Source organism: Kribbella sp. CWNU-51 (genome assembly GCF_054073265.1).
Map to the genome: position 1 here is coordinate 38,875 of NZ_JBSXMZ010000002.1, position 13,693 is coordinate 52,567.

11 protein-coding genes are annotated in these 13,693 nt (G+C 68.5%); 5 read left to right on the forward strand and 6 right to left on the reverse strand.

The window, feature by feature from the left end; translation table 11 throughout:
- The first annotated feature begins 12 nt into the window (after positions 1-12).
- Complete coding sequence (locus ACXC9Q_RS00210; RefSeq protein ID WP_457054408.1) at positions 13-1,431, forward strand: serine hydrolase domain-containing protein; 1,419 nt, start codon at positions 13-15, stop codon at positions 1,429-1,431.
- Between the two features lie 43 nt (positions 1,432-1,474).
- Complete coding sequence (locus ACXC9Q_RS00215; protein ID WP_457054409.1) at positions 1,475-2,341, forward strand: peptidylprolyl isomerase; 867 nt, start codon at positions 1,475-1,477, stop codon at positions 2,339-2,341.
- 109 nt (positions 2,342-2,450) lie between these two features.
- Here ACXC9Q_RS00215 and ACXC9Q_RS00220 read toward each other — a convergent pair whose 3' ends face one another.
- From ACXC9Q_RS00220 to ACXC9Q_RS00230, 3 genes are all read right to left on the reverse strand, one after another.
- On the reverse strand, positions 2,451-3,590 hold the full coding sequence (locus ACXC9Q_RS00220; RefSeq protein WP_457054410.1) for a glycoside hydrolase family 76 protein: 1,140 nt from the start codon (positions 3,588-3,590) through the stop codon (positions 2,451-2,453).
- Between the two features lie 127 nt (positions 3,591-3,717).
- On the reverse strand, positions 3,718-4,896 hold the full coding sequence (locus ACXC9Q_RS00225) for a SpoIID/LytB domain-containing protein (RefSeq protein ID WP_457054411.1): 1,179 nt from the start codon (positions 4,894-4,896) through the stop codon (positions 3,718-3,720).
- Positions 4,893-6,302, reverse strand: coding sequence for an N-acetylmuramoyl-L-alanine amidase (locus ACXC9Q_RS00230; RefSeq protein WP_457054412.1), 1,410 nt, complete (start codon positions 6,300-6,302; stop codon positions 4,893-4,895). The genes ACXC9Q_RS00225 and ACXC9Q_RS00230 overlap by 4 nt, the downstream gene beginning before the upstream one ends.
- 158 nt (positions 6,303-6,460) lie before the next feature.
- On the opposite strand from ACXC9Q_RS00230, the gene ACXC9Q_RS00235 reads away from it, so the two are divergent.
- Entirely contained in the window at positions 6,461-7,336 is an 876-nt protein-coding gene (locus ACXC9Q_RS00235) for a hypothetical protein (RefSeq protein ID WP_457054413.1), read from the forward strand.
- Positions 7,337-7,411: 75 nt separating this feature from the next.
- Here the strand turns inward: ACXC9Q_RS00235 and ACXC9Q_RS00240 are convergent, their stop codons facing one another.
- The 3 genes from ACXC9Q_RS00240 to ACXC9Q_RS00250 form a co-directional block, all read right to left on the reverse strand.
- Positions 7,412-11,302 carry a S8 family serine peptidase gene (locus ACXC9Q_RS00240; RefSeq protein WP_457054414.1) on the reverse strand — a complete coding sequence of 1,297 codons (3,891 nt, stop codon included), beginning with the start codon at positions 11,300-11,302 and terminating at the stop codon, positions 7,412-7,414.
- A gap of 260 nt (positions 11,303-11,562) precedes the next feature.
- Positions 11,563-12,441, reverse strand: coding sequence for a hypothetical protein (locus tag ACXC9Q_RS00245; RefSeq protein ID WP_457054415.1), 879 nt, complete (start codon positions 12,439-12,441; stop codon positions 11,563-11,565).
- Positions 12,442-12,568: 127 nt separating this feature from the next.
- On the reverse strand, positions 12,569-12,817 hold the full coding sequence (locus ACXC9Q_RS00250) for a hypothetical protein (RefSeq protein ID WP_457054416.1): 249 nt from the start codon (positions 12,815-12,817) through the stop codon (positions 12,569-12,571).
- Positions 12,818-12,871: 54 nt separating this feature from the next.
- On the opposite strand from ACXC9Q_RS00250, the gene ACXC9Q_RS00255 reads away from it, so the two are divergent.
- Complete coding sequence (locus ACXC9Q_RS00255; protein ID WP_457054417.1) at positions 12,872-13,009, forward strand: hypothetical protein; 138 nt, start codon at positions 12,872-12,874, stop codon at positions 13,007-13,009.
- Between the two features lie 283 nt (positions 13,010-13,292).
- Entirely contained in the window at positions 13,293-13,622 is a 330-nt protein-coding gene (locus tag ACXC9Q_RS00260) for a hydrogenase maturation nickel metallochaperone HypA/HybF (protein ID WP_457054418.1), read from the forward strand.
- The last annotated feature ends 71 nt before the right edge of the window (positions 13,623-13,693 follow it).

Consider the following 13,693-nt stretch of genomic DNA (forward strand, 5'->3'; position numbering starts at 1 on the left):
GGAGTGAGGGATATGGTGCAGGACGAGCTGGCTCGATTCGTGGAGAAGACGGCTGCGGAGTTCGGCATCCCTGGGGTCGCGGTCGGGGTGCTGGTGGACGGCCAGGAGATGGTGGCCTCCCACGGTGTGACGAGTGTCGACAACCCGCAGCCGGTGGATGGGGACACCTTGTTCCACATCGCGTCGGTGACGAAGACGTTCACCGCGACGGCGCTGATGCGCCTGGTCTCGCAGGGCAAGGTCGAGCTGGACGCGCCGGTACGGCGATATATCCCGGAGCTGAACCTGATGGACGAGGATGTGGCCGCGCGGATCACGGTGCTCAACCTGCTCAACCACACTGCCGGCCTCGACTGGAACCTGATCGACCCCGGCGACGGTGATCAGTCGCTAGCCGCGTTCGTGGGGAAGCTGGCCGCGCTGCCGATCATCGCGGCTCCTGGCAGCAGGGCGTCGTACAGCCAAGCCGGGTACAACCTGGCCGGCCGGATCATAGAGAACGTCACCGGGACGCCGTACGAGAAGGCGATCTCCGAGTTGCTGCTCGAGCCGCTGGAGTTGTCGAACACGGTGTTCGACCTGGATGACGTGATCAGCAGGAAGTTTGCCGTCGGCCACAACCCGGACGAGACCGGCGCGCAGCGGCCCGCCGTACTGTGGAAGGCGAACCGGGCCGGGGAACGCGGCAACAACCCCGGCGGCGGCGCGGTCTCGACGGTCAACGACCTGTTGCGGTGGGCAAGGTTCCACCTGGGCACGGGCGACGGACTGCTGCCGACCGGCACCCTGCACGGGATGCGCAACGAGACGATCGAGCTGCGGGCCAGCACGATGGGCGACGGCCTCGGCATCTGCTGGTTCCGGCGTGAGATCGACGGGGTGCTGACGATCGGGCACGGTGGTTCGGGCAACGGGCAGTACGCCGAGCTCCTCGTCGTACCCGAGCGGGACTTCGCCGTCGTGTCGTTCACCAACGCCGGCCCGGACGGGTACAGCTTCAATCAGGCGGTGGTGCGCTGGGCGCTGGAGAACTTCCTCGGCCTGGTCGAGCGCGAGCCCGAGCCGATCCCGTACGACGAGGCGCGGGCGCGCGAGGCGGCCGGGCGGTACGAGATCGACGCGATGAACCTGGACATCGCCACCGACGGCACCCAGGTGACTCTCGCAGTCGAGATCAAGCCCGAACTCCGCGAGGCGTCGGATGTCGAGATGCCGCCGGATCTCCCGGCCGCGTCGATCGGTTTCCTGCCCGACGACGAGTACATCGTCACCGCCGGCGGCCTGGCCGGCCAGCGCGGGTACTTCAGCCGCACCCCGGCCGGCACCATCACCGGCATCGACCTGGCCGGCCGCCTCTTCACCCGCACAACCGACCAGCCGCTTCGGCATCGGCCGGCTGGACGTGGAATTGACAGACAGTTCTCAGGTTGAGGCTGTAGGTTCCCTGCAGGCATCTCGGTGAGGAGGGTACTGCATGTCCAAGAAGACCCATCAGCATCAGCTGGCGCAGCGCAAGGCCAAGCGGCAGGCCGAGCGGGAAGCTGAGCGGCGACGGCAGCGGCGAAACCTGGGGGTCACCATCACGGCGATCGCCGCGGTGGTAGTGGTCGTGGTCGGGGTCTTCGTGGTGATCGGGACCGGCGGCAGCAGCAATACTCCGGCGGCCGCGCCGACCGAGTTGCCCTCGTCGGCCGGGCCGGACAACAAGGCGACGAACATCCCGACCGCGCTCGCGGCGCCGCTGAAGCGGCCGACGCCGTTGCCGGCCCAGGTGAGCTGCGCGTACAAGAAGAGCGCCGAGCCGGCCAGCAAGCCGGTGAACCCGCCGGCCGACGGCAAGACCAAGGCGTCGGGCACGTCGAAGGTCAGCCTGAACACGTCGATCGGCGACCTGCAGCTCACGCTGGACAGCGCGCTGGCGCCGTGCACGGTGAAGAACTTCCTGAGCCTGGTCGGGCAGAAGTTCTTCGACAACACCAAGTGCCACCGGCTCACGGTCGGCGAAGGCCTCCAGGTCCTGCAGTGTGGCGACCCGACCGGCACCGGTGGTGGCGGTCCGGGCTACAGCTTCGCGGACGAGGTCTTCCCGACGCTGAAGTACGGTCGCGGTGTGCTCGCGATGGCGAACTCCGGGGCGAACACGAATGGCAGTCAGTTCTTCATCGTGTACGGCGATGCGTCCGGACTCGGCCCGCAGTACACGGCCTTCGGCACCGTCGATGAGGCCGGCCTCAAACTGATCGACAAGGTTGCGAAGACGGGCGTCACCCCGCAGAACGGTCCCACCGATGGAACCCCCATCACTCCGGTGGAGATCAAGACGGCAACCGCCGCAGCCTGACAAACAACAACAACCGCGCCGCCCGTCCCCTGCGAGGACGGGCGGCGCGGTGCATTTCCGGAGGCACCTCAATCGTTGCTGAGGTCGTGGGGTGACCCGCCCGGGCTGGTCAGGCGAGGAGGCTGTATTTGGAGCGGGGCCAGGACAGGAGGGCGTGGACTTGGGTGATGCCGGCTTGCTGGAGGAGTTCGACCGAGCCGTCCTTGAAGTGGTACAGGTTCGTGGCCGGGTCGCGGGTGGTGTTCCAGTTGTCGTCGGCGTACGCCTGCATTGCCTTCCGGTAGCGCGGGTCCGGCGCCACCGAGTCGAGGATCAGCAGGTTCTTGAACCAGATCGAGTTGAAGGCCGCACCCTGCTTGGCCAGCATCTCCTGCGTGCTGTAGAACGCCAGCGACGCCTTCGCGACGGACTTGGCGTCCGCCAGGTACTGCCGGTTGCCGGTCGCCTTGAAGAGCAGCACGCCCGCACCGAGCATCACGCCCTGGTTGTAGCTCCACTGCGTCTTCTCGACGTTGCCGGCCAGGTCGATGTGGTCCCAGTACAAGCCGTTCGGCGCCAGCATGCAGTCCTGCGCCCACTTGTACATCGTCTGAGCCCACGTCAGGTACGACCGGTCCCGCGTCAGCAGGTACAGATGCGCACCGAGCTCAGCACCCGGCCCGTTCGACACCGTGTTGCGGTCCTGGCTCCACGGCGCCTGGGTCCAGTACACGCCACCCGCACAGGGGTGCGACGGATCCGTGTCCCACCCGTGCACGACGAGCGTGAAGATGTCCTTGGCCCGAGCCAGCGCAGCGCGGTCACCAGTCCGCTTGTATCGCTGGATCAGGTTCAGTCCGATCCACTCGTTGTCGTCGTAGAACTTGTCCCCACCCTGACCCAGCGGCGGGCGGACATACGAGTCGTAGCCCGTCGGCGTCGTACCGGCGTTCCAGTACGGCTCGTACGCCGCGATCCGCCGGTCGGCCTCCTCGGACGCCTTCCGCCCGGCGCCCGGCACACCCGCCAGGTCCTCAGCGGCGATCGCCGCCTGCGAGTACGGCCAGACATACGAGTACGGGTTGGTCTGTGTGTTCGGGTACTCCTCGAGCAACAGTCCGTTGCCCGCGTCGAAGTACTTGTTGATCGCGTCGTACGACGCCTGCGCACGAGCCGCCGGATTCGTCCCGGCGTCGGCCGCGGTCATGGTCAGCGACCCGAGGACGGCGACCGCGAGCACCCCGGCCGCGATCCGAGTTGATATACCCATTTTCCTGCGCATCGACTGTGATCCTCCTGGGCGGTGGTGATTGACATCGATGTCACGTTCTAACCGGCCCAGGGATGCGGCGTCAATGGCTCAGCGTTCGCCGTCCCCGAAGGCAGCAGTTGGCATATCAAGAGGGGAACGCGATCCAGTCGGACCGCAGATGCAGCCGGATACGGACCTGATCGGCGGTCAGCACCCGGCGTCCCTTCGACCCGACCGCCTCGACGGTGAGGGCCCGGCCGCCCGACGGGCCGACGCCGGTCCGCTTCAGCACCCGCAGGCTCCGGATCGCCCCCACGTCGAAGACCGCCTGCATCTCCGCCGCCGTCCGGGTCACCGTCCAGGTCACGTTGGGATTCCCGTTGTTCGGGTACGCGTCCCAGCCGTCGGCCTTCATGACCTGGTACGGCACCTCACCGGCCGCCGTCGCCCCGCCGTTCGACGAGGAGAACTCGGCGATGATCGGCTTCCCCTTGTACAACCTGATCTGCCCCGCGGTCGCCGCGACGGCCGTATTCGTCGACGCCTTCTCCGAGTCGTACCCGCCGTACACCTGGCATGATGTGGTGTCGCACAGGTCGTACGCCTTCCGCGCGGCCCGGCTCCGGTGGAACACCGAATAGGTGCGTGCGGCAACGGCCTGCGCCTGCAGTGCGGCCGGACGCCAACTGGACAAGGCTTCTCGCGGTACGACGCCACGCAGGTAGTAGTCGAGCGACACGACATTCACCGTGTCGAGGTGTGCACCGGAGACGTCGATGGCCCGGAGCGCGCCGCGATACCGGCGTACCGCTCCACTCGGCAGGATCAACCCGGTCACGGCGGCACCCTCGAACTGCGTCATGCCGGTGAACGTCTTCCACAGCGTCCATTTCCGGGACTTCGCGTCGAACGAGCTGACCTTGGTGCCGTGATCGCCGTACGGATCGATCGACCACTGGTTCCGGGTCGATGCCACCGGCAACGTGTACACCTTGCCGGTGGCAAACGAGCGCACGCTCAGCCGATTGACGGCGCCGACCCGGACGCCGTCGGTGGTGTCGGCGCTGATCCGGACTCGGATGCTGCCGGTTGCCTTGCCGGTCGTCGTCCCCGGATAGTAGAAGTCGAGGATCTGCCGGACCGATTTCCCGGCGATGGCCGCGCCCTGGGCGCCGTACTGCGACATCCCGCGGCCGTGCCCGAATCCACGACCGCTGATGGTCGTGCCGGCAGCAGCGGCCTTCGGCTCGACCGGGCTCGCCTGCGCGCTCGCGCTGATCAGGGCGGAGGACAGGACGACGGCGGCGATCGCACGCTTCTTCATGACGCTCTCCCATACTGGACGTAGACCTTGCGCTGGGGTTGGTTGTAGATGAGCCAGCCGCGCTGGAACTTCTGCTTCAGGCCGCCCTGCACCGCGTACAGGTCGGTGACCGGCAGCCCGAGGCGTGCGCTGCCGGCGCCGAGCCGCCGATACCGTGTCCGGAACACGCCGGCCGTGGAATGCGTGCCGCTGGCAACGGAAGAGAAGACGTCGCGGGTGGCGAAGTACGTCGCCCAGCCGGTCCTCGTCCGGTGCTCACCCCAGAACGGCTGACCCAGATACCTGAAGCCGATCCCCCGCGCGTACCGGTAGATCGGGGTCGAGACGCTGCCGCCGATCAACGTGTTGATTCGTTGCCTCAGCCAACCGAGTTTGCTGTAGAGCTGCTGGCCCGGGCACGCGGTCGCCTTGGTGTCGCGGTGCCCGGAGACGGTCTGCAGCCGACTACCGTCGAGCGTGATCGTTGCATGAGGCGACCGATAGTTCGCGTCCAGCTTCCAGGCGATCACGCGGGCCGTCATCTCCAGCATCGCGGCCGGTGGCGCGGTCTTCTCGAAGTTGCCGATCACCGCGACACCGAAGGAGTTCGAGTTGAACGCAGCAGTGTGCGCACCGAGCACCGGCAGTTGAGCACCGCCGTACCGGCCCTCGAAGGCGCGGCCGAAACGGTCGACCAGGAAGTTGTAGCCGAGGTCGCACCAGCCGCGGCTCTTCACGTGGTACGTGTACATCGCCCGCACCATCGCCGGGACCTGCGTCCGCGTGTAGTCGTTCCGATCGGCGGTGTGGTGCACGAACGCGGCCTGCACGGTGGCCGTGTACTTCGGTCGCGCGCAGGCCGCGCCGTTGTGACTGCGCAGCCGCTCGTCGGCACCCCATCGCTTCCGGCTCACCATGGCCGGCATCGGGTACGGCGCCCTGCTCGCCTCGGGCTCGATCACACCGGACGCCTGGGGCTCGTCGGCGTCGGTGGCGAGTACGCCGGGCTGGATCAGGATCACCTTGGCGTCGCTGACCGTCGTACCGCTGCTGATCACGGCACTCGCCTGCACACCGGTCGCATCGCCGACCCACAGCGGGTCGGTGCCGGCGCGCTCGATTCCTTCGGGAGTCGATGGATCGGGGCCGTGGTCGTCCTCGACCTGGAGTGGCTGCCAGTCGGTCCAGGAGCCGTCGCGCCGGACGCGGACCTTCGCCGACACCCGCTGCGTGCCCTCCGGCCACGTGCTCTGTGACCAGGTGATGGCGACCATGGAGAACGGCTTCGTTTCGGCCTGGATCGAAGGCCCGTCGAGCGGGAGTTCCTCGTACGACGGCTGCGCCGGGGGCGACTGTGGTGGCGGGGCGGGGAGGACCAGGGTGAGGCCCGTCGCCGCGAGGGTGAGAAGTCGGGAGGTCTTGCCCATGGAACAGCCTTCCGGCGGGGATACGACGGTTCGCAGGGCGGCGCTCATCGATTATGCGCGCTCGGTGATCGCTTTCCCGGCATTGCGTCACCCTGCGTGGCGAGAAAGCCTTGCGGAGTTGGATAGGCTCTCCGTAAAGCCATTGAGAGAGGCCCGACATGGACTTCATCCTGATCATCGCCATCGTGGTGATCGCGGTGCTGGCATATCGCTCGTACCGTCGGACCCAGCTGCAGTCCCGCAAGCAGCACGAGATCACCGCCGGCGAACTCGAGTCGGTAAAGCGCACCGCCGACGAGGACATCACCCGGTTCGGCGAGGAACTGCAGGACCTCGACCTGGAAATGGTCGGCAAGGACCTCGGCGACGGAGCGCGGCAGGACTACCAGCGCGCGCTGGACTCCTACGAGTCCGCCAAGCAGGCGGTCGGTCAGGTCACCCAGGCCGACCAGATCAAACACGTGATCGAGATCCTCGAGGACGGCCGGTACGCCGCGACCTGTGTGCGCGCCCGGGTGGCCGGCGAGCCGCTCCCGCAGCGTCGCCCGTCCTGCTTCTTCAACCCGCAGCACGGCCCGTCCGTGGCCGACGTGATGTGGGCGCCGCCGGGTGGCGCGCCGCGTGAGGTACCGGCCTGTGCGGCCGACGCCGAGCGGGTCCGCGCCGGCGCCGAGCCGGACGTCCGCAAGGTCATGGTCGGCCCGCAGCGGGTGCCGTACTGGGAGGCCGGTCCGGCCTATTCGCCGTACGCGCAGGGCATGTTCGGGGGCATCGGTGGTATCGCGACCGGCCTGTTCCTCGGTACGGCGCTCGGCGGCATGTTCGCCGGTGGCGGCTACGGCGACTACGCGGCCGGCTATGAAGCCGGCCAGGCCGACGGCGGCGATGGCGGCGGTGACGGTGACGGTGGCGGTGATGGTGGCGGCGACGGCGGGGGCGACTTCAACATGGGCGACGGCGGCGGCGACTCCGGCGGCTGGGACTTCGGCGGCGGAGATTTCGGCGGCGGAGATTTCGGCGGCGGCGACTTCTGACCTGAAACCCCTGAGCCCCGGTGACCCAACGGTCACCGGGGCTCAGTCTTTCATCGGCCACGGCCGAAGAGCCGGTCAGCAGTGCAAGGCTTGCACGGTGACGGGAAGGACTGTGTCCGAGCCCGGGCGCAGGACCACATCGACCGATGCCGGCCGGAAGTCCGGCGCAGCCACCACGACCCGTGCCTTGACTGCCCCACCACGCACCCAGACGGCGTAGCGGCCGTCCATCCCGCTGGTCAACGCCCAGGAATCCATCCGCCGGTCGATCGCGACGGTTGCTCCAGGCAACGGTGTCGCCTCACCGGTGCAGGACCGGCCGGTCACGGTGCCGGAGAGCCGGGCCCAGTTCGCCGGCGCCCGCGCGGTCAGCGTGACGTCGACCGAGGGACCGGCGTACGGCGTGTCGTCGCGGACCGACAGCGCGGACCGGTAGATCCCTGGCTGGGAGAGCGCCGCGGAGTCCGCCGTCAGCATGATGGTCGCGCTTGCCTTCGGGGCCAGCGTGCCGCTGCCGGCCGATTCCGTCAGCCACGCCGCGTCGGTGCCGTCCTCGGCGCACTGGTCGTAGCCAGGCAGAACCTCGGAATAGGGGACCTGGCGAGCGTCGTGGAGTCCGCCGACGCGGTACAGCCCACAGGCCGCAGCGCCGCGATAGAGGGCGTTGGTGGTGTTGGGCAACGCCGTCCAGTGGTCGGTTCGGGGCGAGTACGCGAAGGCCTCGTTGGTCAGCACAGTCGAGTCCACAGCGACGCCACCGGTGACCGTCAGCACTCCGTTGGCAACCGTGTAGCTGCTCGCCCACAGATCGAGCGGCAGGTCCGCGACCCGTGTCCAGGCATTCGTTCCCGGGTCGTAGACGTAGCTGTGGGCGGTGCTCTGCGGCCCGGTGCCGGAACTGTCCATGCCCAGACCGCCGGCGCAGTACACCTTGCCGTCGATGCCGCCGCACGACGGCCAGGAGATCGGCTCGGGGTACGGCGCCACTGTGTCGAACTTGTTGTGAGCCACGTCGTACGCCAACACGTCGGTCGTAGAGCTCTGGCACTCGCCGGCACACCCACCGACCGAGTACACCTTGCCGTCGAGGACCGCCGAGCCGACCGCACCCCACGGCTTGGGGTTGGCGGCACCGGTGCTCCAGCGGTCGGCCGCCGGGTCGTAGATCAGCGTCGCCGCGGCCGCGAGATCCTGCGGCCCCCATCCGCCGACCACATACAGCTTGCCGTCAACGAAGCCGGAGGCCGGCTTGCGACGCGACTCCGGCATGTCCGCGAACCGCCGCCACTGCAGCGTCGACGGGTCGTACACGTACGACGCCGCGACGACCTGACCGGCGGCGAGTCCGCCGACCGAGTACACCAGACCGTCCTGGCTGGCGACGGCGTTGTCGCTCACGGCCACGGGATAGTTGGCCGCGGGCAGCCACGACCCGGCCACCGACTGCTCCGGGGCCACCTGAGCACTGCCACGGGTTGCGGCACCACCGAGGGTGTGGCCGGGCTCGGGGTGGATCGGTTCACGGCGGACCGGCGTACTGGCTGTCGTCCGGCCGAATCCCGCCGTACGGCCCGCTCCTTGCAGCTCGAAGCCGCGCTGGACATCGGCCAGCGTGTACGACGCCGGCGCGGTGCCCTCGTTGGTGATGGTGACCTCGGCCTGGGCCGACTTGCCGAGTTGGACCGTCACGTCGACCGCGGACTCGCGCACGGTGAGCAGTCCCGCCGGCAGCGAGAAGTTCAGCGGCTTGGCCCAGTCGGTCTGGACGGTGACCGCCTTCTTCTGCTGCTGGTAGCCGTGCATCATGGCGGCGACCTTCTCGGCGCTCGCCGGTGCGAACAACCAGTAGAACCCATCCGCCAGGGCGGGATCGTCCGGCGTCGTGACGGTCGTCGCGGTCTGCCCGGAGCGCGTGAGGGCCGCCCCGTTGACCGGCTGCTTGGTGTTCGCGTCGGTGACAAGGCCTTCCACCAGCCCACCGCGCACCTTGTTGCACTGAGCGTCGTACCCAAGTGCCTTGCAGGTCTGGGTATCGATCGGTACGGCGACGTCCTGCACCAGGTCGTCGGTCAGCTTCACGTCCACGGTGGTCGTGGTGTAGCCGCCGTACACGGGCGCGACCGTCAGCTTGTGGGTCGTCCCAACGGGCAGGTCGATCGTGTAGCGCCCGGTGGCCGGCTTGGTGAACCACACCCCGGCCGCACCCTCGATCGTCAGCTTGGCGTAGAGCGGCCAGCCGTGACCCGAGCCGTCACGGACCAGCCCGCTCAGGGTCGCCCGCGGAGTGACAGCGAGCTGGAGATCATTCGTGATCGTGGTCTGCTTCTCGACCTGGACCGCGAAGACCTGGGTGTCGTAGCCGAAACCCTGCGCGGTCACGTCATGGTCGCCCGCGTCGAGATACAGCTCGTACCGGCCCCTGGCGTCGGTCGTCACGACGTTGCTGCCGGGAGCGCTGAGGCTGATGCCGGCGATCGGCTTCCCGCCGCTGTCGGTGACCGTGCCGGTGAGGAGGCCGGCATCCGGGCGTGGTGAGCCGGCGACCGCTGCGGCAACGTCCAGCATCCCTTCGCCGTAGACGTTGTTGTCAGCCGCCGTACCGCCGCAACTGGTGTCATCGTGGTCGTGCGCGGTCCGGTCGAGGACGGCGCGGGTCGCGGCGACGTCGCCGATCAGGGCCGGTGCGGCCGACCAGAGCAGCGCGACGGCACCGCTGAGGTGCGGTGCGGCCATCGACGTACCGCTGTAGTAGGCATACCGATCGCCGGGAACGCTGGACAGGATCATCTGACCCGGCGCGACGATGTCGGGCTTGATCCCCTCGACCGCAGGGTTGCCGCGCGAGGAGTAGCTCGCCACCGCACCCTTGTCGTCCACCGCGCCGACCGCGTATGCCTCCGGGTAGTCACCGGGCGAGCCGACCGTGGAACAGGCCGGACCGTTGTTGCCCGCGGAGTACGTCGTGAAGATCCCGGCGGCGACCCATTGCCGGACCCACTCCTCGAACCACGGGTCGCTGGCCGGACTGGACCAGGAGTTGTTGATGATGTTCGGCCGCTTCGACGGGTCGGGATCGGAGCCGTCCAGCTTGGTCGGCGCCAGCATCCACTGCGCGCTCAGGGCCAGCGTGAGATCGTCGCATCCGTCCGTCGCGCAGCCCTTGGCCGAGATCCAGCGGGCGCCAGGAGCGACTCCGACCTGATGACCGGCGTGGTCGTCGCCGACCATGGTGCCGATGGTGTGCGTCCCGTGCCCGACGTTGTCGCACGGCGCGTCGGTGCCGCACACGTGTCCCGGGTCGTACCAGTTGTAATCGTGGTTGAAGGTGCCATCGCCGTTGGCTCCGCGGTAGGACGAGACCAGCGCAGGGTGGTCGTACTGCGCACCGGAATCGATGCTCCCCACCACGACGCCCTGGCCGGTCGCGTGGTAGCGGCTCCACACTTGGTCGGCATGGATGGCCGAGACACCCCACCCGACACCGGCGGTGACCGCGGCCTTCGGCTCGACCTGCGGCTCCGGGAGCGCGTACGTCGTCGGCGTCCGCAGGGACAGCACCTTCGGATCGGCGGCGAGCTTGGCCGCGAGCTCCCTACTGCCGTTGCGGACGTAGATCGAGTTGTCGATGTAGAGCGGGACGTAGTCGGTCTTCGCGGCCCGCAGCAGCTTGGTCGCGCCGGCCTGATCATCATCGGCCTTGGCGCGCAACGCGGAGACGACGGCCTTGCCGCGCTCGGTCCAGTCGGCGACCCGGGCCGCGGAGGTCAGCTCGGGCTGCCGCTCGAACCGGACCCAGAAGTCCGAGCGGCCGTCCGCGAGCCTGACCGCGAGCTTCGGCTCGAGCTTGTCCGGCTGCTCGGCGCGAGCGGTCGGGACGTTGACCGCGGACACGGCCAGCAGGGCCGGCGACAACACCCCGATCAGGATGCTGCGAAGGCGTCGCCCAAGCGGCGAGGAGTTGGGCACGGGTCCTCCAGGGAACTGGGCGTAGCGTGATCCTCGCCAGCCGCCGGCCCCGGCGACAAGGCACTTCACTGGCCTGAATCCGCCATGTCGCCTCCCTGCCATGTTGCTCCCGGCAACAACTGGGCAACGGCTGGGCCGGCAAACGAAGCCCCGGTGACCGTCGCGCGGTCACCGGGGCTCACGTTGTGCTCCCGCTGTCTCAGCCGCCGTTCAGAGCTGGGCTCCGACGCTCATGGTGCAGGCGGCGCGATTGGTTGGTGTCACTCACCGAACAACGGTGCGTTCCCGTCAGCGGTGTTCAGGAAGTCGACCGGATCGTTGAAGGTGCCCGGCACCTTGCCGAGCCCGTTGATGACGGTCGCGGTCCCGTTGGCGTGGCCGACGGCGTACAGGTACGCCGAGCCGGTGTCCGTGTCGATCGCGGTCAGCAGCGTGCTCTGGGCGCCGCACTTCTCCGCGACCAGGTAGTCGAAGGCCTGCCAGGTCGACGCCCGGACGACCTTCATGACCGGCTTCTGCGCGGTGTTCACGGGGATCTGCAGGGTGTAGAGGCCGCCCGCGCGGGTCGTGACCAGGAAGGTGTCGTAGGTCGTCGTCTCGCTGATCAGCGCCATCGTCTTCACGCCGGCGTACCCGGAGTACTGCGTGGTCTTCTGGTCCTCGGTACGGAAGAGGACTCCGTCCCCGCGCAGCCGGTACTGGGCGCCCCGAACCGTCGCACCCCAGTAGAACGACTGCTCGATCGCGAGGTAGCCGTCGTAGCCGCCGCCGATCCTCGTCAGACCGCTGGTCGGCTCCCCGCCGGCCGCGTGGCCGTACGACGCCGCGTACAGAGTCGAGTTCAGCACGACGTCCCCGGAGGTTTCGTCGTCGCCCGCGACACCGACCGTCGTGGTCCAGGTCGAACTGATCTTCGCGATACCGGGGGTGAAGAGATGCCGGACGGTCGTACGCTTCGCGGTGATCGGGCTGGTCGCCGTGATCTCGGTGTTCGCGATGTCGCCCCCGCTGGTGATGGAGCCGACGTTCATAGTGCAGGCCGCGGTCGCCGACGTGCCGGCCGCGTGGGCCGGGACCGTTGCCAGGGTCCCCAGCAGCGCGGCGGTCGCCGCGATGACGGAGGCTCGTTTCAGGTTCATCAAGAGGTTCCTCTCCGGAAGTGTTCTCGAGCAGCTTGATACGGCGTTGACCGGAAAAGTTGCGAGTGGTGGACGATTCGCCCGGGGCGAGAGCCTTCGCCGGACACGTCCCGGCCCGGTCGGGACGTCACTCGCCGAACAACGGCGTGGCGTCGACGTCGGCGTAGCGGGCGTAGACCGGGTCCTTGAAGGTGCCGGGGACCTTGCCCAGGGATTTGATCACGGTCGTGGAGCCGTTCGCGTGGCTGACGGCGTACGCGTAGGCCGCGCCGGAGTCCTTGTCGATCGCCGTGAGCACCGTGCTCTGAAAGCCGCACTTCTCCGCGACGAGGGACTCGAAGCCCTGCCAGGTCGACGTACGGACCTGCTTGACCACCGGCTTCCCGTCCCCGTCGCCGGGATGTGGATCGTGTAGAGGGCGCCGCCGCGGGTGGTCGCGAGGAAGGCGTCGTACGTCCTGGTCTGGCTGACCAGCGCCATCGTCTTCACCGAGGCGAACCCGGGGTACGAGCTGACGGTGCGCCAGCCGTTCGTCCATCGGACCAGGACGCCGTCGTTCCGCCCGTAGCGCGCTGCATACCCACCTAGATGCGGCCTCCGGCGCCACGGTTACCGCTATCTGATCCTGCTGATGGAGCGCTTTGTGGAACTAAATCGTCACTGGGCGCACATTTTTTTCCACAAATCGCCCTGCCCTGAAGGCACGAGCCGTCCTGGAGCAACTTTTGGCTCGCGGGCCTGATCCGCGCCGACCCTGATCCGCGTCCGGCCTGATCCCGGCCGTGGCTGCCGGACCTGCGCGCCGTACCGGGCCTTGCCGGGCCTGGGCGGCGCGGCCTACGGTCGGGAGCGTGCATGAGCTCGCCATCACGGAGAGCATTGTCGATGCGATCGTCGAGAAGATCGGCGACGGACCGGTCGCCGCCGTCCGGCTGGAGATCGGCCGGCTGTCCGGGGTGGTGACGGACTCGATCCGGTTCTGCTTCGGAATCGTGGCCGACGGCACCGGGCTGGCGGGCGCCCGGCTGGACATCGACGAGCCGCCGGGCCGGGCGTACTGTCGGGACTGCCGGCGGGAGTTCGTGCTCGACGATCCGATCATGCTGTGCGACTGCGGCAGTGCCGATCTCGAGATCCTGGCCGGCCGCGAGCTCCGGATCGTTTCGGTGGAGGTGCGTTGACGTGTGCAGCACCTGTGGATGTGGGGGCGAGGACGCTACTATCCGCGTCACGCTGGTAGATGGCCCGGAAC